The organism is Bradyrhizobium sp. CB1717 (assembly GCF_029714325.1).
Classification (GTDB): domain Bacteria; phylum Pseudomonadota; class Alphaproteobacteria; order Rhizobiales; family Xanthobacteraceae; genus Bradyrhizobium.
The window spans coordinates 7,069,024-7,092,225 of record NZ_CP121666.1; the positions used below are offsets into that span (position 1 = coordinate 7,069,024).

The window sequence follows — 23,202 nt, forward strand, 5'->3', positions numbered from 1 at the left end:
CAGTCTCCTTCCTACGGCGCGACGAAATTGTCGGTGGCGGACGCGACCTCGCCGAGGCCGACATCGGTGACGTGGAAGCGGACCGGGACCGACTTCTCCGGATTGCTTTCCGCCGGCGCCGTGACGAGCAGCCGGAGCTCGCTGGTGGAATCGCGGGGGATCACGACCATCGGCCGGTCGGGCGTCACGGAATCCACGCCGACGACATGGACGGTCAAATTGGCCGGGCCGTCCGCGTCGATCGCGATGACGCGATCGTAGCCGCTCTTGTTCAACAGCCGCACGGTATAGGCGTTGCGGATCGAGCCGTCGCTGAGCTTGACCGCGACCGGATTGCGGTCGTGCAGCACGTTGACGTCGAGCAGGCTGCGCGTCGCCAGCGTATAGATCATGATGCCGCCGACCGCGGCGATGATCGCGCTGTAGACGATCGTGCGGGGCCGCACGATGCGGTAGACCGGCGCCTTGCCTTCCTGGCGGCGATGGATGTTGATGTCGTTGTCGTAGCCGATCAGCCGCTTCGGCCGGCCGATCTTGGCCATCACGTTGTCGCAGGCGTCGATGCAGAGGCCGCACTGGATGCATTCCATCTGCGGTCCGTTGCGGATGTCGATGCCGGTCGGGCAGACCGCGACGCACTGGTAGCAATCGACACAGTCGCCGACCTGCTGGCCGAGCGCGCGCAGCTCGGCCGCCTTCTTCACCGAAGTGCGCTTCTCGCCGCGATCGTAGCGGTAGGTGACGTTGAGCGCCCATTCGTCGGTGAGCGCGGCCTGGATGCGCGGCCACGGGCACATATAGGTGCAGACCTGCTCGCGCATGTAGCCGGCGAGCAGATAGGTCGTTGCGGTGAGGATGCCGATCCAGACATAGGCGATCATCGGCCCCTGGAAGGTGACGAGCTCCTTCACCAGGGTCGGCGCGTCGTTGAAGTAGAGCACCCAGGCGCCGCCGGTCCACCAGGCGATCAGCAGCCAGATCGAATGCTTGAGCACGATCTCGGAGATGCGCTCGAGCTTCATCGGGTCGCTCGACGCGTCCTTCTTCATCCGCTCGCGCCGGTCGCCCTCGATCAGGCGCTCGACGGCATAGAACAGGTCGGTCCAGACCGTCTGCTGACAGAGATAGCCGCACCAGATGCGGCCGCCGATGGAGTTTATCAGGAACAGCGCCACCGCGGCGACGATCAACAGACCGGTGAAGTAGTAGACCTCCTGCGGCCACAGCTCGATGAAGAAGAAATAGAAGCGGCTGTTGGGAAGATCGATCAGCACCGCCTGGCTGGGCGCGCCGACGCCCCGATTCCAGCGCACGAAGGGCAGGAAGTAGTAGACGCCGAGGCAGAACGCCATCAGGCCCCATTTGATCCGGCGAAACGTGCCGGAGACGCTCTGGGGGTAGACCTTCTTGCGGGCTGCGTAGAGCGGCCCATAGTCATCTTCCGATGTGAGGTCTTTCGGATTCACGGTCTTGTTCATCGCCTGGAGCTTCTCGAAAAGGTGCGATTGAACCTAGACGCGACACCGCCGCATCAGTTGATCCAGCTCAAACGGGGGCATTTTTGTTCGCCCTGGTCGGGCTTGAGACTCGACGGGCGCGCCAACGAAGGGGCGTTCCCTCCCCCCTTGCGGGGGAGGGAACGGAGAGAGCCCCGCTGTTGGCCGAGCTCCATTCGAGTTCTACTTTCCGCCGCCCAGCGAATGCACGTAAACCGCCATAGCCTTGATGGTGGCGGGATCGAGCCGCCCTTCCCAGGCCGGCATCACGCCGGCGCGGCCCTGGCTGATGGTCTCGATCAGGGCGGCCTCGTCCGAGCCATAGAGCCAGATCTTGTCGGTCAGATCAGGCGCGCCGAGCTCCTGGTTGCCCTTGCCGCCGTCGCCGTGGCAGGCGACGCAGTTTTCAGTGAAGATCTTCTCGCCCTTGGCCGCGTCAAAGCCTTTGCGGGTCGGAAGGCCCGACAGCGAGCGCACGTAATTGGCAACCGTGACGATCTCGTCGGCCTTCAGCACGCCGTCCTTGCCGAAGGCGAGCATCTGGCCCTCATGCGTCTTGGCATGGCCGGAACGCGCGCCGAACTGGATGGTCTGCATGATCTGGTCGAGCGTGCCGCCCCACAGCCAGTCGTCGTCGTTCAGGTTCGGGTAGCCCTTGGCGCCGGCGCCGCCGGAGCCGTGGCACGGCGCGCAATTGTCGCCGAACACGGTCCTGCCCTTGGCGCGGGCGAGCGCCAGCAAGGCCGGGTCCTTCTCGATGTCGGCGAGCGGCGCCGCCGCCAACGCCGCCATCTTCTCGCCGCGCAACGCCTCGAGATTGGCGAGCTCCACCGCGAGGCTGGCGCGCGTCGAGTAGCCGAGCAGCCCAGTCGTATGGCTCGAGATCAGCGGCCAGGCCGGATAGACGATCCAGTAGCCGATCGACCAGATGATGGTGAGGTAGAAGCTGATCACCCACCAGCGCGGCAGCGGCGTGTTGAGCTCCTTGATGCCGTCCCATTCATGTCCGGTCGTGGACTTGCCGGTGACGGTATCGACTTCGCTATGATCGGTCATGGTCTCTCACTCCTCCCGCAACGGCAGGCGTGCCGCTTCGTCGAACGCGGCCTTGTTACGGGGCCAAAATGCGTAGGCGATGATCGCGAGAAAGATCGCGACGAACACCGGCGTCCAGATCGTCGTCACCAGCTCGGACGCAAGATTGTGGGCTGTCAGGATGGCTTTCATCGTTGATGCCTTCTCAGCGAAGATTGGCTTTCTCGTTGTAGATCTTGAAGTCGACCAGCGTGCCGAGCATCTGCAGGTACGCGATCAGTGCGTCCATCTCGGTCGGCGTGCCGGTCTTGCCGTCGAAGTTGCGCACCACGGCCTTGGCGTAGCGCTTGCTGAAGGCGTCGGAGCCGGCATTGTCCGGGTCGGCCTGGGCCTTCAGATCGGCGCCCGCGCTCGCGATCTGCTCGTCGGTGTAGGGCACGCCGACGGCCCGCAACGTGCGCATGTGGTCTGCGATCGTGTCCGGATCCACCTCGTTCTGGCTGAGGAACGGATAGCCCGGCATCACCGACTGCGGCACGATCGCGCGCGGGTTGATCAGGTGGGTGACGTGCCAGTCGTCGGAATATTTGGCGCCGACGCGGGCAAGGTCCGGACCGGTGCGCTTCGAGCCCCACTGGAACGGGTGATCGAACATGCTCTCAGCGGCGAGCGAGAAGTGGCCGTAGCGCTCGACCTCGTCACGCAGGGGACGGATCATCTGCGAATGGCAGAGATAGCAGCCCTCGCGGACGTAGACGTTGCGTCCCGCCAGCTCCAGCGGCGTATAGGGCCGCACGCCGTCGACCTTCTCGATCGTGCTCTTGAGGTAGAACAGCGGAGTGATCTCGACGAGACCGCCGATCGAGATCACCAGGAGGATGCCGACGATCAGGATGATCGAGTTCTTTTCGAAGATTTGGTGGCGTGTCCAGAACGACATTGCTTGAGCTCCTCATTCCGCCGGCTGAAGAGCGACGGGCATCTGGACTTCCCGTTCGCCGACGCGAACCGTCATCCAGAGATTGTAGGCCATGATCAGCGAGCCGATCAGGAACAGGCCGCCGCCTGCGGCGCGGATGATGTAGAAGGGATGCATCGCTTCGACGGTTTCGATGAAGGAATATTCGAGGAAGCCGAGCGAGGTGTAGGCGCGCCACATCAGGCCCTGGAGGATGCCGGACACCCACATCGCCGAGATGTAGAGAACGATGCCGAGGGTCGCGACCCAGAAGTGCCAGTTGACGAGCTTCAGGCTGTAGAGGCCCTTGCGATTCCAGGCCCACGGCACCAGGCAGTACAGTGCGCCGAAGGAGACGAAGCCGACCCAGCCGAGCGCGCCCGAGTGGACGTGGCCGATGGTCCAGTCGGTGTAGTGGCTGAGTGAGTTGACCACCTTGATCGACATCATCGGGCCTTCGAAGGTCGACATGCCGTAGAAGGCGACGGAGACCACCAGCATGCGCAGCACGGGGTCGGTGCGGAGCTTGTCCCAGGCGCCCGACAGCGTCATCAGGCCGTTGATCATGCCGCCCCAGGAGGGCATCCACAGCATGATCGAGAAGGTCATGCCGAGCGTCTGCGTCCAGTCCGGCAGCGCCGTGTAGTGCAGATGGTGGGGACCTGCCCAGATGTAGAGGAAGATCAGCGCCCAGAAGTGGATGATCGACAGGCGATAGGAATAGATCGGCCGGTCGGCGCGCTTCGGAATGAAGTAGTACATGATGGCGAGGAAGCCGGCGGTCAGGAAGAAGCCGACCGCGTTATGGCCGTACCACCACTGGAACATCGCATCCTGGATGCCGCCCCAGGCGACGTAGGACTTCGAGCCGAACGCCGAGACGGGAAGCGCCGGGTTGTTGCCGAGATGCAGCACCGCGATCGTCACGATGAAGGCGAGGTAGAACCAGTTCGCGACGAAGATGTGCGGCTCCTTGCGCTTGATGATGGTCGCGAGGAAGACGAGCAGATAGACCACCCATACGATGGTCAGCCATAGGTCCGCGTACCATTCCGGCTCGGCGTATTCCTTCGACTGGGTGACGCCGAGCAGGTAGCCCGTGCCCGCGACCAGGATGAAGAAGTTGTAGCCGATCACGACGAACCAGGGCGCGAGGTCGCCGGCGAGACGAACGCGGCAGGACTTCTGCACGACGTAGAGGGACGTCGCGATCAGCACGTTGCCGCCGAAGGCAAAGATCACGGCCGAGGTGTGCAGCGGCCGCAACCGGCCGAACTGGATCCAGGGCAGATCGAAGTTCAGCGCGGGCCATGCCAGTTGCGAGGCGATGATGAGACCGACGAGGAAGCCGGCGATGCCCCAGAACATCGCCATGAAGGAGCTGAACTTGATCGGCCCCATGTTGTAGTTGGGGCGGCCGTTGATCTCCGCCGGCGGCAGCGCCGCCGGGCGTTCGAAGTAGCGGTTGATGATGACGAACACCGCGGCCAGGCTCGCCGCCGCGCTGAGCGCGGCATGGAAGGCGAAGGGCGCGTCGAGCGCCTTGGCCGAGGCGATCACGCAGAGGAAGGCGGTGGCTGCGAACACGACAGCCAGGCCGCTTTCACCGATGGTCATGGATTTGGAGATGGAGGGCTGGCTCATGCGGATTCTCTCTGAAAGAACACGGAGCCAGAAACCACATTCACCCTCGCGGGGAATTGATTGAAATCAAGACAGGCGTTTGAGTTCTGCGTTCTGGGCAAGCATTTTGGGGATTGATCCCGTATTTCTGCGGAGCGCCCGTTGATGTGCCCTCTCCCCTTGCGGGAGAGGGCGGCGAGATGGCGCGGCAGGCTCGCTCGGGTGAGGGGTTGGTTCGGCATTGAACAATGCCTGTGGGGAGACAGACCCCTCATCCGGCGCTTCGCGCCACCTTCTCCCGCAAGGGGAGAAGGGAAGAAAAATAGACAACCTCCGTGAAATCACGGATCCGATTCCGATTTGGTCGCGTCAATCCCCCGCCGTGGCCTTGAGCGCCTTGATGACGTCCTCGCGGGCGATGATACCGACCAGCTTCTGCGCACTGTCGAGCACGATGATGCTCCGGATGCGGTGCTCGACCATGATCTGGAGCACGCGCGTCAGACGCGTGTCGGGGCTGACATAGATGAACTCCGGCGTCATGACGTCGCCGATCTTGCGGCTCATCAGGTCATGATAGCGCGGCAGCATCTGGTTTGGGGTGAAGGCGAAGCACTTCAGGATGTCGAACTTGGTGACGATGCCGACCACCTGTCCGTCGTCCTCGACCGGATAGGAGTTGAAATCGTCGCGCTCGAACATCTCGCTGAGCTCGAGCATGTTGCGGTCGCGCTGCACCGTCTTGACGTTGCGCGTCATGTAGCCACTGGCGGTCTGCTCGAGAAATCTGTACACGGCGCGTCCTCCTCAACTCGCTATGGCCGACCGGCCGTCAGTGCGACAGCAGCACGCAACGCGTGGATTGCGTGACCAGATACCGGGTGACGCCGCCCAGGACCAGCTCACGGAACCTCGAATGCCCGTAGGCGCCCGCCACGATCAGGCCGGCTCCGACGTCGCCGGCGACCTTCTCCAATTGCACGGCGGCGGGTTCGTTCCGCGCGGCCTCCGAGGCGCGCGCGGCCGCGGTGACACCGTGACGGGCGAGCCAGGCGGCGACGTCGGTGACGCCGGCCATCACGCGCGAACGGTCGTCGCCCTGCTCCGGAATTTCGACGATGATGACGTCCCTCGCCTTGCGCAGCATCGGCAGCGCGTCGGCCACCGCCCGCCGCGCCTCCGGCGTATCCTTCCACGCCACCAGCACGCTGCGCAGATCGAGCCAGTTGACCCGGTCGGGCACGACGAGAAGCGGACGTCCGGCCTGCATCACGAGATCCGTGGGGCTTGCCAGCGCGAAGGCGTCCGAGAAGGCCCGGCTCTGCCCACCGCTGACGACGATGTCGGCGCAGCGCGCCTGCGCCGGCACGAAGCGCGCCGGAAAATCCAGGGCGCTGCGCCACTCCGCAGGCCGGCCACGATTCTTCGTCGCGGCGCGGAATTGCGCCTCGAGACCGGCCAGGCGGCGCTTGACGGAAGCTTCGCCCTCCTCGATCAGCCCCTGGGCCTCGGCGCCGTCGGTGAAATAGAGCGGCGGCGCAAACTGCGCCGCGGCAACCCCCACGATGGCCGATTCGAATCGCTCGGCGAGCTCGCCCGCAACCTGAAGACGCGCCTCGTTGGATTGATCGAGCGCCAGGCTGACCATCACGGTCGCGTATGTCATCGGGATTCTCCGCACGGCTGTGAACTGGCGCGAAATCTAGCCTCGCCGCTGCAAGGCAGTATGAGGTAGATCAAATTGCCGGGTGCCAGCTTGCGGGAAATCCCGCAATGGAATCAGACATCCGAACTTGCCTCCGGCCGGCCCATGGGCGAAATTGCCCTCATGTCTCGCGGCACCTGCCCGCCGCACCAGAATGGGAGCCATCGATTGTCGCCGACCCGCGTAACGCATCCGCCGGACGATGGTCGCGGCGAGCATTTCCGGGTCCGGATCGAGGGATTCGGCGTCGGCACCTGGGATCTCGACCTCGCAACGCGGGAACTGGACTGGTCGGACACCGCCAGGACCCTGCTTGGTATCGCGCAGGACCAGCCGCCGAGCTACGACCTCTTCCTGTCGCGGCTCGAGCCCCGGGATCGCGACCGCGTGGAAAGCGCGATCGAGCACATCAGCGAACGCGGCGGGGGCTTCGACGTGTCCTTCAAGGTCGCAGGCGCCTCCAACGGAGGACAGTGGATTCGCGCCCGCGCCGGCGTCATTCGGGACGAAGCCGGCTTGGCCCGCCATCTCAGCGGCATCTTCCTCGATATCGACCAGGAGAAGCAGGTCGAGAGTGCGCTGCGGACCCGCGAGACCCACCTTCGCTCCATCCTCCACACCATCCCCGACGCCATGATCGTCATCGACGGCCACGGCATCATCCAGCTGTTCAGCACGGCGGCCGAGCGCCTGTTCGGCTGGTCCGAGCATGAGGCGATCGGCCAGAATGTCAGCATCCTGATGCCGGAGCCCGACCGCTCCCGGCATGACAGCTACATTGCGCGCTACCGCACTACCAGCGATCCGCACATCATCGGCATCGGCCGCATCGTGACCGGCAAGCGCCGCGACGGCACCACCTTCCCGATGCACCTGTCGATCGGCGAGATGCAGTCCGGCGGCGAGCCTTATTTCACCGGCTTCGTCCGCGATCTGACCGAGCACCAGCAGACCCAGGCGCGGCTCCAGGAGCTGCAATCCGAGCTGGTCCACGTCTCCAGGCTGAGCGCCATGGGCGAGATGGCGTCCGCGCTCGCGCACGAGCTCAACCAGCCGCTGGCAGCGATCAGCAACTATATGAAGGGCTCGCGGCGGCTGCTCGCGGGCAGCGTCGATCCCAACACACCGAAGGTCGAGAGCGCGCTGGACCGTGCTGCCGAGCAGGCGCTGCGCGCCGGCCAGATCATCCGGCGCCTGCGCGACTTCGTCGCCCGCGGCGAATCGGAGAAGCGGGTCGAGAGCCTGTCCAAGCTGATCGAGGAGGCCGGCGCGCTCGGGCTCGCCGGCGCGCGCGAGCAGAATGTGCAGCTTCGCTTCAGCCTCGATCCGGAAGCCGACCTCGTCCTCGCCGACCGGGTGCAGGTCCAGCAGGTGCTGGTCAATTTGTTCCGCAACGCGCTGGAGGCCATGGCGCAGTCGCCGCGGCGCGAGCTCGTCGTCACCAACACGCCTGTCGCCGACGACATGATCGAGATCGAGGTGTCCGACACCGGCTCCGGCTTCCAGGACGACGTCATTCCAAACCTGTTCCAGACTTTCTTCACCACCAAGGACACCGGCATGGGCGTGGGACTGTCGATCAGCCGCTCGATCATCGAGGCTCACGGCGGACGCATGTGGGCCGAGAGCAACGCATCGGGCGGGGCGACATTCCGCTTCACCCTCCCGGCAGCCGACGAGAATTGATGCATGACGACCAAGGGACATGTCTACGTCATCGATGACGACGACGCGATGCGGGACTCGCTGAACTTTCTGCTGGATTCCTCCGGCTTCGGCGTCACGCTGTTCGACAACGCGCAGAGCTTCATCGACGCCCTGCCCGGCCTTGCCTTCGGCTGCGTCGTCTCCGACGTGCGCATGCCGGGCCTCGACGGCATCGAGCTCCTGAAGCGCATGAAGGCGCAGCAGAGCCCGTTTCCGATCCTGATCATGACCGGTCACGGCGACGTGCCGCTCGCGGTCGAGGCGATGAAGCTCGGGGCAGTCGACTTCCTGGAGAAACCGTTCGAGGACGATCGTCTCACCACCATGATCGAGACGGCGATACGCCAGGCCGAGCCGGCCGCCAAGAACGAGGCCGTCGCGCAGGACATCGCGGCCCGGGTCGCATCCTTGAGTCCCCGGGAGCGTCAGGTGATGGAGGGACTGATCGCAGGTCTTTCCAACAAGCTGATCGCCCGCGAATACGATATCAGCCCGCGCACCATTGAAGTGTACCGGGCCAACGTCATGACCAAGATGCAGGCCAACTCTCTCTCGGAGCTGGTTCGCCTCGCGATGCGCGCCGGCATGCTCAACGATTGAGCCGAACCGGCTTGAGGCAAATCGGCTTGAGGCAGGTCAAGGCGGTTGTGGCCACCTGTGCTAGCCAGTCAGAATGATCGAGATTGGCTCGCACCCTCAGCGTGTCCCGATGGCGTCATCGGCAAAGCCCACCGTCTACGTGGTCGACGACGATGCCGCCGTGCTGGGCTCCCTGCGCTTCCTGCTGGAAACCGACGGCTTCGCCGTGCGGACCTTCAAGAATGCGACGGCGCTGCTCAATACCGCCGGCGCTCCGGGCGCGGACTGCTATGTGATCGACTACAAGATGCCCGATATCAACGGGATCGACCTCGCCGGCCGCCTGCGCGAATCCGACAGCGACACGCCCGTGATCCTGATCACGGGCTATCCGGACGAGAACATCTCGACCCGGGCGGCTGCAGTGGGCGTCAAGGACGTGGTTTTGAAGCCGCTTCTCGATGAAAACCTGGTCAAGTGCATCCGCCACGCCATCCAGGACCGCCGCGGTAATTGACCTACGGGATTCTACGTAGGTAAACGTCCTTAAGATAACGCGCGAAATTTCCGGATTGCGCAAACGGGGGTAGCGATGTTCCATCACAACGGAGATGGCGCAGATGCTGACCCAGACACTCAAGCCCCAGGCGATCAACACCCAGATCGGTGGCAAGATTGCCCCTGCCCACCCCGTTTCCGACCAGTTCGGCGCGGTCACCGGCCATGTCGGCCTCGTCGCCACCGAGTTCTCCTATCGCAAGGACGAGGAGATCTATGGCGAGGACGAGCCGGCCGAATATGTCTACCAGGTCGTGTCGGGCGCGGTGCGCAGCTACAAGCTCCTCTCAGACGGTCGCCGCCAGATCGGCGCCTTCCATCTTCCCGGCGACGTGTTCGGCCTCGAATCCGGCGCCACCCACCGCCTCGCCGCCGAGGCCATCATCGACACCAATGTGCGTCTCGTGAAGCGCGCCAGCCTCGAGAAGGCCGCCGGCACCGACGTTCAGGTCGCCCGCAAGCTCTGGGCCATGACGGCCTCCGAGCTGCGTCACGCCGAAGATCACATGCTGCTGCTCGGCCGCAAGACCGCGATGGAGCGCGTTGCGACCTTCTTGCTCGAAATGGACCGCCGCCTCGCGGTTGCCGGCATGATGGCGCTGCCGATGTGCCGCCGCGACATCGGCGACTATCTCGGCCTCACGCTCGAAACCGTTTCGCGTGCGCTGTCCCAGCTGCACACCCAGGGCATTCTCGGCTTCTCCGGCGCCCGCCAGATCGTGCTGCGCAACCGCCAGCGCCTGCACAATCTCGACGCCTGACATTCTTCCTCCCTGCCTACTTTGGCCGGCTGAAATTCTTCAGCCGGCCATTTCTTTCGTCGCGGCCATGCCGGTGCGCCGGGTCTCCGGCATGACGAGCAGGATCAGCAGCAGCCCCGTCGCGGCAACGCCGGACAGCCCGATGAAGGCGGTGGCGTTGCCGAACTTGTCGCTGACATAGCCGCCGAGCGCCGTGCTCAGCGACGCGCCGATGCCGGTCGCGGTGCCGACGATGCCCTGCGCCAGGTTGAAATGACCGCTGCCGAAGGCGACGTCGGCGACGATCAGCGGAATCATCACCGCGAACACCGCCGCCGTGATGCCGTCGAACACCTGCACCGCGACCAGCAGATAGGGATCGCGCACGGTCGCGAACAACAGACCGCGAATCGTCAACGCACCGAATCCGATCAACAGCAGCGGCCGGCGGCCCCAGACTTGCGCCTTGCGCCCGACGGTCGGCGACAGCAGCGCCACGATCGCCTGCGGCACGATGATGCAGGCCGCGACCAGCACCGTCGCCCACTGGCTCGACCGCGCCGTCACCGCGCTCGCCATCAGCGGCATCATCGCAGCGTTCGCGAGCTGCAACAGCAGCACGCTGAGCGCGAAGACGATGAGCGGACGCTGCCGGATCAAATGCCAGACATTGGTGTCGCCGCGGTCGGCGGCTTCCGGCGGCATCTCGCCGTGACAGCGCCTGATGTCGACCTCCTCCTCGCGGATCCGCGACAACGCGATCAGGGTCGGGATCGCGAGCAGGAAGGTGACGAGGAACACCGAGCGGCTCGACAAGAGATATCCGGCCGTGCCCATCACGGCGGCGGCGACGCCGTTGCCGAGCGAGGCGAACCGCGCGTTTCGGCCGAGCCGCTCGCCGATCGCGAGCGGGCCGACCAGGCCGAGGCTGATCGCCGCGATCGCCGGCCCCAGCACGCAGCTCGCCATCGCATGCAGGGTGGCGGCCGTCACCACCACGGCGAAGACCGGCATCGCGGCATAGGCGAGCGCGCAGGCGCCGATGGTCGCGATCGCGAGCGCAGCGACCAGCCGTTCGGACTTCGCCGCATCGATGATCGCGCCGCCCGGCATCTGTCCGATCAGGGCGACGATGCCGCCGATCGACAGCACGAGGCCGATCTCGACCTGGGTCCATTTCTGCGTCGTCAGGTAGACCGCGATGAAGGGACCGAAGCCGGTCTGCACGTCGGCGAGGAAGAAGATGAACCAGTCGAGGCCGCGCAGGCTCTGACGCGACGGCGCCGGAATGCCCGCAGGCGGCAGCGCGGCGACGTTGTCCCGTTCAACGTGGCCATCGCGATCTGCATGGTTCGGCTTCCTGGACAACAGCACAGGCGGTCAGCCCTCCCGGCACCTCACTGGATCGCTTGCAGCGGTTGAAGGCTGCCGGACGCGCCGAGCACGACCATCGGCGTGTCTTCCTTGTATTCCGGCGCGGCCGCGACCTGCGCCTTGGTCAGTTCCAGCGTGATGCTGTCCTTCTTGTTGGCAATCTTGCCGAACCGCATCGCGTTCCAGTCCACCACGATCTTGCGGCTGCCGACGCCGAGGAACCCGCCGAAATCGATCACCGCCGCGCGCACGTGCCCGTCCCGGTCGACGATGACATCGACGATGCGGCCCATGTCCTCGTCGGCGGCGCTGCGCACATCGCGGCCGAGCACGCCATGTGCATCGCTCGCGCCGATGATGGTCACCGACGGCGGCGGCGCGGCGTCCTTCGGCGTGACGGGAACGGTCGAAGCCGGCGGCTGTGCCGTCGGCGGCGCGTTTGCTTCAGTCTGTCCCGCGGGCGGTCCGTCGGCGGCGCGCGTGGCGGCGACCGCCACGCCCGCGACGACCGCCACGCCCAAGGTTAGCGCTCGGGTTAGCGCTCCGATCGCACGCATAACACCCTCCTCACGGCGCGCCGCTAGCGCGCCAGCACGATCGAGACCTGGATCTGGCCGCGCGTGCGCAACACCTCCAGCGCCACGTCGTCGCCGTGGCGGCTGACGCGCAAGTCCACGCTGGAATCGCCGAGGCGCAGATCGCGCAGGATGACCTCGTTCAGGAACGCGGGCAGATGCGGATTGCGCAGGCGAATCTCGCCGCGCGCCACGTCAAACTCGATGCCGAGCGCCGCCTCCAGCAGCGTGAACGGCGTCGCGCTGGCCCAGGCCTGCGGCGCGCAGGCGACCGGATAGAGCGTCGGGCCGCGCCGCTTCTCGCGCCGGAAGCCGCAGAACAATTCGGGCAGCCGGCGCAGGTCCATATAGGTGGCGGCGTCGAACAGCCCCTTGAAGACATGCGCCACCGAATGCTTGAGGCCGTAGCGCGCGAGCCCAAGCGCGATCAGCGCGTTGTCGTGCGGCCAGATCGATCCGTCGTGATAGGACATCGGGTTGTAGCGCACCTCGCCGACGGCGACGGTGCGGATGCCCCAGCCCGAGAAGAAATGCGGCCGCATCAGGTCGGCGGCGACGAGACGGGCGCGGTCCTCCCGGATCATGCCGCTGAACAGCACCTGCCCGGCATTGGAGGTCCGCACCTTGCAGGGCCGCTTCTTGCCGTCGAGGGCCAGGGCGTAGGTGCCGAGCTCCTCGCACCAGAACGCCTGTTCGAAGCGCTCGGCCAGTGCCTTGGCCTCGGCCTCGAACTTGCGCACGAGGTCCGGCTTGCCGAGGCGCAGCGCACAGCGCGCCGCCAGCTGCTTTGCCATATAGACGTAGCCCTGGACCTCCGCGAGCGCGATATTGCCTTCCGCGAGCTGGCCGTCGGCATGGAAGATCGCGTCATAGGAATCCTTCCAGCCCTGGTTGGCGAGCCCCTTCTCCGTCGCGCGCTGATATTCGACGAAGCCGTCGTGGTCGGGATCGCCGGGACCGTCGATCCAGGCGAGCCCCGCCTCGATCGCGGGCCACAGCTCGATCAAGGTCTTCTCGTCACCGGTGCGCTCGAAATAGCTTCCGGCCAGCAGCACGAACAGCGCGGTCGAATCGACGCTGCCGTAATATTGCGCGAACGGCACCTCGCGCAGTGCCGCCATCTCGCCGCCGCGCATCTCGTGCAGGATCTTTCCGGGCGCGGCATCGGCCAGTGGATCGATCGCCTTGGCCTGGAAATGCGAGAGCCGCCTCAGCACGCCCTTGGCGATCCGCGGATCGATCCACAGCATCTGCAGCGCGGTGATCAGTCCGTCGCGCCCGAAGGTCGTCGAGTACCAGGGAATGCCGGCATAGGGATAGCGTCCCTGCGGCGTCTCCGTCATCAGCATGTTGAGGTCGGCCATGGCCTGGCACAGCACCTCGTTGAAGATGTTGTTGGAGGTCTCGATACTGGCCGCGCCCATCGTCGACTGCCGCATCTCGCGGCGGTGTGCGAGCAGGCCCCTGAAGAAGCGCGCCGGCTTCTCGGTGACCGGCCGGTTGCACAACGCGGCCACGAACAGCGATTTCGACTGGTGCGGATCCAGCTCGAGCTGCCAGGTGGCGGCATTGACCGAGAGCCGCGTCGGACGCGGATCGAAATGCAGGCCGGTGGTGCGCTCGCGATCGTCGAGACCGCGATATTCGAACAGCACGTCGGTCGGCCCGAGCAGCCGGCTGGTACCGGTCCCGCGGCGCGGCCGCCGCTCGCCGCGAACCTCGAACAAATCGGCGAAGTCGTTGTCGAACAGCAGCGTCAGCTCGAAGCAGGCAGGCCGGTCGCCGTGGTTCTGCACGCCGATGCGCTGATAGGCCGTGCCGCGCCACAGGAACACCGTGCGCACGATGTGCAGCAGGTCCTTTTGCAGCACGAGGCTGCCCTCGCGGTAGATGTCGGGGTTGGTGAGATCGACGGTCAGCGCCGAATTGTCGTCGCGCAGGTTGGAGCCGAGCAGCAGGGGCTGGAGATCGTCGAGCACGAGCTCCAGCCGCGCGAGATAGCGCGTATCGTGGTGAAACAGCCCGTCCGGCCCGCCGGCCGATGCGCCGATGTCGCCATGACTGTCGAGCACGATGAAGGTGTCATCGTGCTTGAGCGAGCGTCGCGGGCGCGCCGACGGCCCCGTCATCGGGATATAGAAGGGCTGCTCGACGACCTGCTCCACGGTCCGCGCCACAGAGACGAACTTGGTGATGACTTCGGCTGCCATAAGCGGCTCCCCTGCGCTTGTTTCGAGACGCAACCAACGCGAATGCACCGTCGGGCTTACGCGGCGACTTTCGCCAGCCGGCTCATCTCCTGCGTCACCAGCTCACGGTAGGGGCCGTGGCCCTGCATCAGCCGGTCGGGCGCGCCGTCCTCGATGATCTTGCCGGCCTTGAGCACCACCACGCGATCGAAATTGCGCAGCGTCGCCAGGCGATGCGCGATCGCAACCACGGTGCGGCCGCGCATCAGGCGTGTCAGCGCCTCGCGGATCGCCTCCTCGGATTCGCTGTCGAGAGCCGCGGTCGCCTCGTCGAGCAGCAGGATCGGCGCGTCCTTCAGGAAGGCGCGCGCGATGGCAATGCGCTGGCGCTGGCCGCCGGACATCTTGACACCGCGGTCGCCGACCATGGTGTCGAGGCCCTCAGGCAGGCTCTCGACGAAGTCGCAGCGCGCCGCGATCGCTGCGCGCAGCACCTCGTCGTCGGTCGCGTTCGGCCGCCCATAGCGGATATTCTCGCGAATCGAGCGATGAAACAAGGAAATATCCTGCGGCACCACCGAGATCGCCTCGCGCAGGCTCAGCTGGGTCACCTTGGAGATATCCTGACCGTCGATGGTGACGCTGCCCTCGTCGACATCGTAGAAGCGCTGAAGCAGGGTAAATAGCGTCGACTTGCCGCCGCCGGAGTGGCCGACCAGACCGACGCGCTGGCCGGGTTGCAGCCGCAGGCTGAAGCGCTCGAAGATCTTCTCAGCCCCGGGATAGCCGAAGGTGACGTTGTTGTACGCGATCGCGGCGCCGCTCTTGACCAGGGGTTCGGCCTCGGGATGGTCGCGCAATTCGTGCGGCACGAGAAGGGTCGCAATCGCCTCGGTCAGGCGGGCGACGTGCTGGGTGACGTCGACCAGCGCCACCGCCAGATCGCGCGTCGCATTGAGGATGGAGAGGCCGAGCGTGCAGACCAGGACGACGTCGCCGGTGGTGGCCTCGCCCTGCTGCCAGAGCGTGATGGCCCAGGCCATCAGCGCCACCGTCAGGAGAACGGTCACGCCGGCATGGGTCAGCCGCAGCTTCTCGAGATAGCGCAGGCTGCGGCCGCGCGCGGTGAGCTCGCGATTGACGGTCGCATCGAAGCGCTCGTGCTCATGGCTGATGCCGCAGAAGGCGCGGACCAGCGGCATGTTGCTGATGACGTCGATCATCTCGCCGTCGACGACAGCGGCCTTGTCGGCGAAGTCGTCGTGCAGCGGCTTGCCGGCTGCAGCCAGATGGAACATCGCGATCACCATGCCGCCGGCGATCACGATCAGGCCCAGCGCCATGTAGGGACTGACGGTTCCAATCAGCATGATTGCCGCAATTGTGGCAATGCACGGCGGCAGGACATTCCAGACGAACATGTTCTCGACCGTGAACACCGCATTCGAGGTCGCGGTGATACGGCTCGTCAGCATGCCGGGCATGCGATCGGAGAAGTAGCTCGGCGCGTGCCCGGTCAGATGGCGAAAGATGTCACGCCTGAGATCGCCGGTGACGCGAACGAAGGTGAAGCTGGCCGTCCAGCTCGCGATCCGCCACAGGAAGTTGTCGGCGGCGATCAGTGACATGAGCAGAATGAATGCCAGCCATACGCTGCCACCATGAGAAGTTCCCGCTGACAAACTGTCGACCAGGGATTTGACGCCGTACTGCGTGCCCACGGAGCAGGCAACGGCGCCCACGACCGCGGTCAGGATCACCAGATGTGATGCGAGGCGACGCCTGAGATAGCGCAAGACAAAGGCAAATGGCCTGCGTGCGTATCCAGAAAGTTGATCCATATGCTATCGCCCCGTCGTGACTGGCTTTTCAATTTGTACTGATCGACGTGAACATCGACCGCTTGTCCCGGTTCCCGGGTTCAGTGATCACGACATGCGGATGCGGACGATCTGCGAAGATGTGATGGCAGCATCGCGACCATTCCCCAACGTGTCGAATAAGTAACGTTAGGGAGAAGGAACTTCGCAAGTGCGGGAACGTTCCCTTGGCTGGCATTGCCAGTGCCGCATAGGTGGGGGTTTCAACATTCATGATCGCAGAGGAGATGGTGAGATGCGCATCGCGCAGGTAGCTCCGTTGACGGAGGCTGTTCCACCCAAGCTGTATGGCGGCACTGAGCGGGTGGTGCATTGGTTGACGGAAGAGTTGGTGGCCCTGGGGCATGACGTGACGCTGTTCGCCAGTGGCGACTCGCAGACATCTGCAAAGCTCGATGCATTGTGGCCGCGGGCGCTGCGCCTCGACGGTTCCGTACGAGATCCCAACGCACTGCATATGGTGCTCCTGGAGCGCGTGCGGCAGAAATGTGACGACGAGGAGTTCGACTTCCTCCACTTCCATCTCGATTACTATCCGTGGTCGTTGTTCTACCGCCAGCCGACGCCGTTCGTGACCACGCTGCACGGCCGGCTCGACTTGCCGGAGCACCAGCCTGTCTTCACCACCTTCTCGAAGATGCCTGTGATCTCGATCTCGAACGCGCAGCGGCGGCCGGTGCCGCAGGCGAATTGGGTGACGACGATCCACCACGGCCTGCCCGAGAACCTGCTGACGCCGAAACCGGTGAAGCAGGAATACCTCGCCGTGCTCGGCCGCATCGCGCCGGAGAAGGGCGTCGACCGCGCCATCAAGATCGCGACCCATTGCGGCATCCCGCTGAAGATCGCGGCCAAGGTCGATCGCGCCGACCAGGATTACTATGACGAATTGATCAAGCCGATGATCGAGAACAATCCGCTGGTGGAGTTCATCGGCGAGATCAACGATCACGAGAAGTCCGACTTCCTGAGCGGCGCGCTTGCACTTCTGCTGCCGATCGACTGGCCGGAGCCGTTCGGCCTCGTGATGATCGAAGCCATGGCCTGCGGAACGCCGGTGATCGCCTTCAACCGCGGCTCGGTGCCTGAGATCATCGACGAGGGCCTGACCGGCTTCGTGGTCGAGGACGTCATCAGCGCCGCGGGCGTGGTCAAACGGATCCCGCAACTGGACCGCGCCGCCATCCGCAAGCAGTTCGAGACGCGCTTCACGGCGCGGCGGATGGCGCTGGACTATCTCGCCGCCTATCGCAGCCTGACCGAGGAGCAAGCGCCGCGGATCAAGCTGGTCAGCAGCGCGGAGTAAGGCGGCAACAATCTCCGTCGTCGTCCCGGCGAAGGCCGGGACGACACCCAGTATGTTGCGCCCTCCTCTATTAATTCGTGATTGCGAGCGCAGCGAAGCAATCCAGGCGCCCCCGCGGAAAGATCCTGGATTGCTTCGCTGCGCTCGCAATGACGGAGTGTGACGCAGCGGCGATGGCTACCCCACCACCACCCGCTTCGGCTCCACGATCTCGAACATCCTCGGAAACTCGTCCATCAGGCCCATCAGCTCGGCGAGCTTCATCGGATTGCCCGACAGCTTGACCTTGCCGGCCGCCACCGCCTCCGGAAAGCTCGTCAGCTTCGCGATCACCTCGGCCAGCGTCGCGCGCGCCAGCGTGAAGCTGGCATCCGCGCCCTCCGCCTGCACGCCCTCGGTGTAGGTCAGCGCCGAATTCTCCAGGTTGAGCACGAAGGTCTCACCGGTGTCGGAAAAATTCCAGTTCAGCACGATGTGCTTTCCGTCCGCCTTGGGCCCGTTGAGGCGGATGCCGAGCACGTCCCAGAGCTGCGAGGTGCGTAGCGCCGCCAGCGTCTCGCGCGGCATCGGCGGGCGCGGCGGGGTCTTCGGCATGCCCTGGCGTAATTCCTGGGCGCCGAACAGATAGGCGTTACGCCAGGTCGAGCTCTCGGCGGCATAGCCGAGCTGCTCCAGCGTATCGGCCAGCAGGTGACGCGCCGCCGCATTGTCGGGTTCGGCGAAGACGAGATGGCCGAGTGCCTGCGCCACGAAGCGGAATTCGCCCTTGTCAAAATCCGCGCGCGCCCGCGTGAGGATGGCGTCCGCGCCGCCCATATACTCGACGTACTTCCTGCCCGACTCCACCGGCGGCAGCGGATCGAGATTGACCGGATTGGCGTCGTACCAGCCGAGATACTTCTGGTAGATCGCCTTCACATTGTGCCGGATGTGGCCGTAATAACCGCGGCCATGCCAGGCGCCCTCGAGGCTCTTCGGCAGCTGGATCGTCTCGGCGATCTCGGCGGCGTTGAGGCCATGGTTCATCAGCCGAATGGTCTGGTCATGCGCGAATTTGTAGAGATCGCGCTGCTGGCGGATCATCGTGCCGATGCGCTCGCGTCCCCACACCGGCCAGTGATGCTGGCCGCACATCGCCTCCGCCTTGCCGTCCCACAGCTGCAAGGCCTCGCCCAGATATTTCGACCACGCCAGCGCATCGCGCACGTCGGCACCGCGGAACGGCAGCAAATTGTGGAAATTGTGGGTGCAGTTCTCAGCCAAGTTCAAGAGCTTGTAGCGCGGGATGAAGAAATGCATCTCCGCCGGCGCTTCGCTGTTCGGCGCCATCTGGAATTCGAATTCGACGCCGTCGATCACGCGCTTGTCGCCGGTCGCCATGATCAGATCGGTCGGGCGCAGCAGCGCAACGCCGCCTGCCGCCATCGACTTGCCGAGCCCGTTGTCGACCTGCCCCCGTGTTCCCTTGGCGAGGAACGGGCCGAACTGATACTGCGCCCGGCGCAGCATCGCCGGTCCCGCGATGATGTTCTCGGAGACCGCATGCTCCATGAACAGGTTCGGCGCGATGATCGGCACGCTGCCGGTGGCGAGCGCGTCCTCCTCCAGCACGCCGCGCGCGCCGCCCCAGTGATCGGTGTGGGTGTGCGTGAAGATGACGGCCGCGACCGGCTTCAGGCCACGATGCCTGAAGTAAAGATCGAGCGCGGCGCGCGCGCCTTCGATCGAGGTCAGCGTGTCCACGACGATGACGCCGCTGTCGCCCTCGATCAGCGTCATGTTGGCGATGTCGAGCCCGCGCACCTGGTAGACGCCGGGCACCACCTCGAACAAGCCGTGATGCATGTTGAGCCGCGCCTGCCGCCACAGGCTCGGATTGACCGTGAGCGGCGCCGGTTCGGCGGAGAGAAAGCCGTAAGGCTCGAGGTTCCAGACCGTCCGGCCTTGCGGATTCAATATCTTCGCGTTGTCGATGGTGCCGAGGAAGCCTCGCGCGGCGTCGTCGAAATCCCGCGTGTCGGAAAACGGCAACGCGTTCAGCATCGCCGTTTGCTGCGCGATGACGGAGGGCGTTGCGTCCTTCGGCTCGCTGGTGGGTTCTGTCATTTTGTTGTCCTCCCGGCCTATCGCGCGGCATCTAACCGCATCTCGCGGTCGATTTCCACCGCTGGCGGAAGGATGCGTAGCCCGGATGGAGCGAAGCGCAATCCGGGGATGTCGATCCTCGCGCGGAATGTCCCGGATTACGCTTGCGCTCCATCCGGGCTACGACGTGCTCTTCCCGCTACATCCCCAGCAGCCGCGGCAGCCACAACGACAGGCCCGGCCAATACGTCACCACCACCAGGAATCCGAGCATCGTCAGCAGCCACGGCCACACCGCGACCGTGAGCTCGGTGATCCCCATCTTGGCGATGCCCGAGGCGACGTAGAGATTGAGGCCGACAGGCGGATGGCACAGGCCAACCTCCATGTTCACCGTCATCAGGATGCCGAAATGAATGGGATCGATGCCGAGCTTGATCGCGACCGGAAACAGGATCGGCGCCATGATCAGGATGATCGAGGATGGCTCCATCACGTTGCCCGCCAGCAGCAGCAGCAGGTTGACGACGAGCAGGAAGCCGATCCACCCGAGGCCTTGGTCGATCATCCACTGCGCCAGCGCCTGCGGGACGTTCTCGTAGGTCATCAGGAACGAGAACAGCACGGCGTTGGTAATGATGTAGAGCAGCATCGCCGACAGGTTCGCCGACGACAGCAGCACGCGCGGCACGTCGCGCAGCTTGAGATCCTTGTAGATGAACACCGCGACGATGAAGGCGTAGACCGCGCTGACGGCGGCGGCCTCGGTCGGTGTGAACAGGCCGCTGTAGATGCCGCCGATCACGATCACGATCAGCAGGATGCCCCAGACCGACTTGCGGAACGCATCGAAGCGCTGGAGCAGTGTTGCCTTCGGCATCCGCGGATAGTCGTTGCGCCAGGCGCGATAGAACGTCGTGGCGCCGAGCAGCGTGGCCAGCACGAGCCCCGGCACGATGCCGGCGATGAACAGCTTTCCCACCGAGCTGTTGGTGGAGACGGCGTAGAGAACCATCGGGATCGACGGTGGAATGAGAATTCCGAGCGAGCCGGAGGTCGTGATCACGCCGGCGCCGAACCGCCTCGGAAATCCCTGCGCAACCATGGCGGGCAGGATCACCGAGCCGATCGCCACGACGGTTGCCGGCGACGAGCCGGAAATCGCCGCGAATAGCGCGCAGGCCACCACGCCCGACAAAGCGAGACCGCCGTACCAGTGACCGACCAGCGCGGTCGCAAAATTGATCATCCGGCGCGCCACCCCGCCATGGGTCAGGAAGTTGCCGGCGAGGATGAAGAACGGGATCGCCATGATCTCGAAATTCTCGATGCCGGTGAACAGTTTCAGCGCCACCGATTCCGTCCGGACGTCGGTCAGCGTGAACATGAAGCTGAGCACGGTGAGACCGAGCGCGATCGAGATCGGCATGCCGGTCAGCATCAACGAGAGCAACAGTGCGAACACGATGGCGACGCGCAGACCCTGCGGCAGCGTGATGACATGGCCCGCATGCGCGAAGCAGATCGCGACAATCAGGACCGGCAGCAGCATCAGGATCCAGCCGAGCGGGCTGCGCTCGTCGCGGGCGACCTGGCTGCGCGTGACCGGCGCCGGATGAACCGGGTCGGGCTCGACGCCTTCGACGCCAGCCATGTCGTGATGCGGCAGCTCGCCGGTGCGGTAGAACGACCAGGCGACCTGCAGGAAGCGGAAGCACATCAGGCCTGAGCCGAGCGGGATGGTGAGATACACCATCCACATCGGCGCTTCGAGGTCGTTGGACTGCTGGCCGGTCTGCCACATCTGGTTGACGAAGGCCCCGCCGAAATAGGCAACGATGGCGGTAAACAGCGCGCCGCACAGCAGACCGAAGGTGATGACGCGCCGGCGCGACCCGCCGGGAAGGATGTTGACGAGCACGTCGACGCCGACATGGATGCCGGTCCGCACGCCATAGGCCGCACCGAACTTCGCCATCCAGATGAACATGTAGATGCAGAGTTCCTGCGCCCAGGACAGGTCGAGCGAGGCAAGCCAGGTGAACGCGGCGCGCGCGGGAACGGCAATGAAGCTCAGGCTGCGGGCCTCCGCCCATTTGGCGATGTCGATCGACAGCCCGGCGCCGTAGCGGTGCAGCACCGCCACAAATATGAGCGACGTTGCGGCCGCAATCATCGTCGCGATCAGCCATTCCTCGAGATGATCGAGAAAACGATTCAGCACACGCAGCAACTTCAGCCCCCTAGAATTAGCCCGTCTTTCAAGAGCGAAACGGTCGGGAGTGCGATCACTCCCGACCGTTCATGTTGTTCTTGTTCGAACGCGACCGTCAGTTCATCTTGACGTCGAGTTCCTTGGCGACGAGGTCGAGCACTTCCTGCCCGACCCGGCCCTTTGCCCATTTATACGTCGGCTGCATCGCCTCCTGCCACGCCTTGCGATCGGCGTCGGTGAGGTAATGCAGATTGGTCTTGCCTGTCTTCTTGATCTCGGCCAGCGCGTCCTCGTTCTCCTGGTGCGCGATCTGGTTGGTGTAGTCGGTCGCGTCCGCCATTGCCTTATCAAGCTGGGTGCGGATGTCGCGCGGCAGGCCGGACCAGAATTTCGAGTTGACGATGACGGCATATTGCAGATGGGCATGATAGGACACGGTGATGTCCTTCTGCACCTCGTAGAACTTCTGCGTCAGGTAGTTCGACGCGGTGTTCTCGCAGCCGTCGACGACGCCGGTCTGCAGCGCCTGGTAGACTTCCGAGAACGCCATGATCTGCGGGATCGAGCCGACCAGGCGGAAATACTGATCGGCAACCTTCGATCCCGAGATGCGGAACTTGAGCCCCTGGAAATCCGTCGGCTTCGTCAGCGGACGATTGGCGGAGACCATGTGGAAGCCGTTGTCCCAATAAGCGAGCCCTGTGATGCCCTTGGCCTCGAGCTTCTGGAACAGCCACTTGCCGACCGTGCCCTTCATCGCGTTGGAATAGGTCAGATCGTCCTTGAACAGCCAGGGCAGGTCGAGCGCCTCGAATTCCTTGATGCCGAGCGGGGCGAATTTCGCGGTCGATGGTGCGAGCATCTGCACCGAGCCGAGTTGGAGCGCCTCGATCTCCTCCTTGTCCTTGTAGAGCGTGGAGTTGGGATAGACTTCGACCTTGACCTTGCCGTCGGTGTACTTCTCGGCGAGTTCCTTGAACTTCAGCGCGCCCTTGCCCTTCGGCGTGTCATTGGCGACGACGTGGCTGAACTTGATGACGATAGGGCTCTGGGCTTGTGCGATGGCGGGGGCCACGAGAATGGCCGCGGCGGCAACCGCAAGGAGCAGCTTGCGCATGAAGAACCTCCCAACAACCTCTAAAACCGGGTCTTTTTTGTATTACGCGGTCAGTAGTGG

Annotated in this window: 19 protein-coding genes and 1 pseudogene; 5 read left to right on the forward strand and 15 right to left on the reverse strand. The window is 64.7% G+C overall.

The genetic code is table 11. The annotated features are described in order from the left end of the window. Positions 1 to 11: 11 nt before the first annotated feature. The 7 genes from ccoG to QA649_RS33050 form a co-directional block, all read right to left on the reverse strand. A complete protein-coding gene (gene ccoG, locus QA649_RS33020) occupies positions 12 to 1,478 on the reverse strand; it encodes a cytochrome c oxidase accessory protein CcoG (RefSeq protein ID WP_283020875.1) in 1,467 nt (488 codons plus the stop codon). 201 nt (positions 1,479 to 1,679) lie between these two features. Next, complete coding sequence (gene ccoP / locus QA649_RS33025; RefSeq protein WP_283020876.1) at positions 1,680 to 2,552, reverse strand: cytochrome-c oxidase, cbb3-type subunit III; 873 nt, start codon at positions 2,550 to 2,552, stop codon at positions 1,680 to 1,682. Between the two features lie 6 nt (positions 2,553 to 2,558). Beyond that, positions 2,559 to 2,723, reverse strand: a complete 165-nt coding sequence (locus QA649_RS33030) for a cbb3-type cytochrome c oxidase subunit 3 (RefSeq protein ID WP_018646866.1) — start codon at positions 2,721 to 2,723, stop codon at positions 2,559 to 2,561. Positions 2,724 to 2,736: 13 nt separating this feature from the next. Then, positions 2,737 to 3,471, reverse strand: a complete 735-nt coding sequence (gene ccoO / locus QA649_RS33035) for a cytochrome-c oxidase, cbb3-type subunit II (RefSeq protein WP_283020877.1) — start codon at positions 3,469 to 3,471, stop codon at positions 2,737 to 2,739. 12 nt (positions 3,472 to 3,483) lie between these two features. Then, complete coding sequence (gene ccoN, locus QA649_RS33040; protein WP_283020878.1) at positions 3,484 to 5,133, reverse strand: cytochrome-c oxidase, cbb3-type subunit I; 1,650 nt, start codon at positions 5,131 to 5,133, stop codon at positions 3,484 to 3,486. A 348-nt stretch (positions 5,134 to 5,481) separates the two neighbouring features. Continuing rightward, complete coding sequence (locus QA649_RS33045; RefSeq protein WP_283020879.1) at positions 5,482 to 5,907, reverse strand: CBS domain-containing protein; 426 nt, start codon at positions 5,905 to 5,907, stop codon at positions 5,482 to 5,484. Between the two features lie 37 nt (positions 5,908 to 5,944). Continuing rightward, positions 5,945 to 6,778 (reverse strand): universal stress protein, encoded by an 834-nt coding sequence (locus tag QA649_RS33050; RefSeq protein WP_283020880.1) that lies wholly within the window; start codon positions 6,776 to 6,778, stop codon positions 5,945 to 5,947. Positions 6,779 to 6,985: 207 nt separating this feature from the next. On the opposite strand from QA649_RS33050, the gene fixL reads away from it, so the two are divergent. The 4 genes from fixL (at position 6,986) to QA649_RS33070 (ending at position 10,422) form a co-directional block, all read left to right on the forward strand. Next, the gene (fixL, locus tag QA649_RS33055; protein WP_283020881.1) at positions 6,986 to 8,503 is read left to right on the forward strand and encodes a sensor protein FixL; all 1,518 of its coding nucleotides are present in this window, start codon (positions 6,986 to 6,988) and stop codon (positions 8,501 to 8,503) included. 3 nt (positions 8,504 to 8,506) lie between these two features. Next, positions 8,507 to 9,124, forward strand: a complete 618-nt coding sequence (gene fixJ, locus QA649_RS33060) for a response regulator FixJ (RefSeq protein WP_283020882.1) — start codon at positions 8,507 to 8,509, stop codon at positions 9,122 to 9,124. Positions 9,125 to 9,197: 73 nt separating this feature from the next. Beyond that, a complete protein-coding gene (locus QA649_RS33065) occupies positions 9,198 to 9,620 on the forward strand; it encodes a response regulator (protein ID WP_283020883.1) in 423 nt (140 codons plus the stop codon). A 103-nt stretch (positions 9,621 to 9,723) separates the two neighbouring features. Continuing rightward, positions 9,724 to 10,422 carry a helix-turn-helix domain-containing protein gene (locus tag QA649_RS33070; RefSeq protein WP_283020884.1) on the forward strand — a complete coding sequence of 233 codons (699 nt, stop codon included), beginning with the start codon at positions 9,724 to 9,726 and terminating at the stop codon, positions 10,420 to 10,422. 39 nt (positions 10,423 to 10,461) lie between these two features. On the opposite strand, the gene QA649_RS33075 is transcribed toward QA649_RS33070, so the two are convergent. Genes QA649_RS33075 through QA649_RS33090 form a run of 4 tightly spaced genes read right to left on the reverse strand, consistent with a single transcriptional unit; the run spans position 10,462 to position 16,380 of the window. Continuing rightward, positions 10,462 to 11,775 (reverse strand): MFS transporter, encoded by a 1,314-nt coding sequence (locus QA649_RS33075; RefSeq protein WP_283020885.1) that lies wholly within the window; start codon positions 11,773 to 11,775, stop codon positions 10,462 to 10,464. Between the two features lie 23 nt (positions 11,776 to 11,798). Beyond that, a complete protein-coding gene (locus tag QA649_RS33080) occupies positions 11,799 to 12,332 on the reverse strand; it encodes a PRC-barrel domain-containing protein (RefSeq protein WP_283020886.1) in 534 nt (177 codons plus the stop codon). A gap of 23 nt (positions 12,333 to 12,355) precedes the next feature. Beyond that, positions 12,356 to 14,560: an amylo-alpha-1,6-glucosidase gene (locus tag QA649_RS33085; RefSeq protein WP_283020887.1), complete on the reverse strand. Its 2,205-nt coding sequence runs from the start codon at positions 14,558 to 14,560 to the stop codon at positions 12,356 to 12,358. A 56-nt stretch (positions 14,561 to 14,616) separates the two neighbouring features. Continuing rightward, positions 14,617 to 16,380 carry an ABC transporter ATP-binding protein gene (locus QA649_RS33090; RefSeq protein WP_283020888.1) on the reverse strand — a complete coding sequence of 588 codons (1,764 nt, stop codon included), beginning with the start codon at positions 16,378 to 16,380 and terminating at the stop codon, positions 14,617 to 14,619. Between the two features lie 274 nt (positions 16,381 to 16,654). Here QA649_RS33090 and QA649_RS33095 point away from each other — a divergent pair, with 274 nt between their 5' ends. Continuing rightward, on the forward strand, positions 16,655 to 17,725 hold the full coding sequence (locus tag QA649_RS33095; RefSeq protein WP_283020889.1) for a glycosyltransferase family 4 protein: 1,071 nt from the start codon (positions 16,655 to 16,657) through the stop codon (positions 17,723 to 17,725). Positions 17,726 to 17,902: 177 nt separating this feature from the next. On the opposite strand, the gene QA649_RS33100 is transcribed toward QA649_RS33095, so the two are convergent. The 4 genes and pseudogenes from QA649_RS33100 to QA649_RS33110 all read right to left on the reverse strand — a co-directional run bounded on the left by QA649_RS33100 (position 17,903) and on the right by QA649_RS33110 (position 23,142). Beyond that, positions 17,903 to 19,831, reverse strand: a complete 1,929-nt coding sequence (locus QA649_RS33100) for an alkyl sulfatase dimerization domain-containing protein (RefSeq protein WP_283020890.1) — start codon at positions 19,829 to 19,831, stop codon at positions 17,903 to 17,905. Positions 19,832 to 20,009: 178 nt separating this feature from the next. Then, the gene (locus QA649_RS42995) at positions 20,010 to 21,290 is read right to left on the reverse strand and encodes a TRAP transporter large permease subunit (RefSeq protein WP_349254084.1); all 1,281 of its coding nucleotides are present in this window, start codon (positions 21,288 to 21,290) and stop codon (positions 20,010 to 20,012) included. 267 nt (positions 21,291 to 21,557) lie between these two features. Further along, positions 21,558 to 21,986 (reverse strand): annotated as a pseudogene (locus QA649_RS43000) (TRAP transporter small permease); the annotation flags it as partial. Between the two features lie 154 nt (positions 21,987 to 22,140). Continuing rightward, a complete protein-coding gene (locus QA649_RS33110; protein WP_283020892.1) occupies positions 22,141 to 23,142 on the reverse strand; it encodes a DctP family TRAP transporter solute-binding subunit in 1,002 nt (333 codons plus the stop codon). Between the last annotated feature and the right edge of the window lie 60 nt (positions 23,143 to 23,202).

Excerpts from the sequence above, each read along its gene's own strand:
- ccoG (WP_283020875.1), bottom strand. The coding sequence starts at position 1,478 with ATGAACAAGACCGTGAATCCGAAAGACCTCACATCGGAAGATGACTAT.
- ccoP (WP_283020876.1), bottom strand. The coding sequence starts at position 2,552 with ATGACCGATCATAGCGAAGTCGATACCGTCACCGGCAAGTCCACGACC.
- QA649_RS33030 (WP_018646866.1), bottom strand. The coding sequence starts at position 2,723 with ATGAAAGCCATCCTGACAGCCCACAATCTTGCGTCCGAGCTGGTGACG.
- ccoO (WP_283020877.1), bottom strand. The coding sequence starts at position 3,471 with ATGTCGTTCTGGACACGCCACCAAATCTTCGAAAAGAACTCGATCATC.
- ccoN (WP_283020878.1), bottom strand. The coding sequence starts at position 5,133 with ATGAGCCAGCCCTCCATCTCCAAATCCATGACCATCGGTGAAAGCGGC.
- QA649_RS33050 (WP_283020880.1), bottom strand. The coding sequence starts at position 6,778 with ATGACATACGCGACCGTGATGGTCAGCCTGGCGCTCGATCAATCCAAC.
- fixJ (WP_283020882.1), top strand. The coding sequence starts at position 8,507 with ATGACGACCAAGGGACATGTCTACGTCATCGATGACGACGACGCGATG.
- QA649_RS33065 (WP_283020883.1), top strand. The coding sequence starts at position 9,198 with ATGATCGAGATTGGCTCGCACCCTCAGCGTGTCCCGATGGCGTCATCG.
- QA649_RS33070 (WP_283020884.1), top strand. The coding sequence starts at position 9,724 with ATGCTGACCCAGACACTCAAGCCCCAGGCGATCAACACCCAGATCGGT.
- QA649_RS33080 (WP_283020886.1), bottom strand. The coding sequence starts at position 12,332 with ATGCGTGCGATCGGAGCGCTAACCCGAGCGCTAACCTTGGGCGTGGCG.
- QA649_RS33085 (WP_283020887.1), bottom strand. The coding sequence starts at position 14,560 with ATGGCAGCCGAAGTCATCACCAAGTTCGTCTCTGTGGCGCGGACCGTG.
- QA649_RS33090 (WP_283020888.1), bottom strand. The coding sequence starts at position 16,380 with ATGGATCAACTTTCTGGATACGCACGCAGGCCATTTGCCTTTGTCTTG.
- QA649_RS33095 (WP_283020889.1), top strand. The coding sequence starts at position 16,655 with ATGCGCATCGCGCAGGTAGCTCCGTTGACGGAGGCTGTTCCACCCAAG.
- QA649_RS33100 (WP_283020890.1), bottom strand. The coding sequence starts at position 19,831 with ATGACAGAACCCACCAGCGAGCCGAAGGACGCAACGCCCTCCGTCATC.
- QA649_RS33110 (WP_283020892.1), bottom strand. The coding sequence starts at position 23,142 with ATGCGCAAGCTGCTCCTTGCGGTTGCCGCCGCGGCCATTCTCGTGGCC.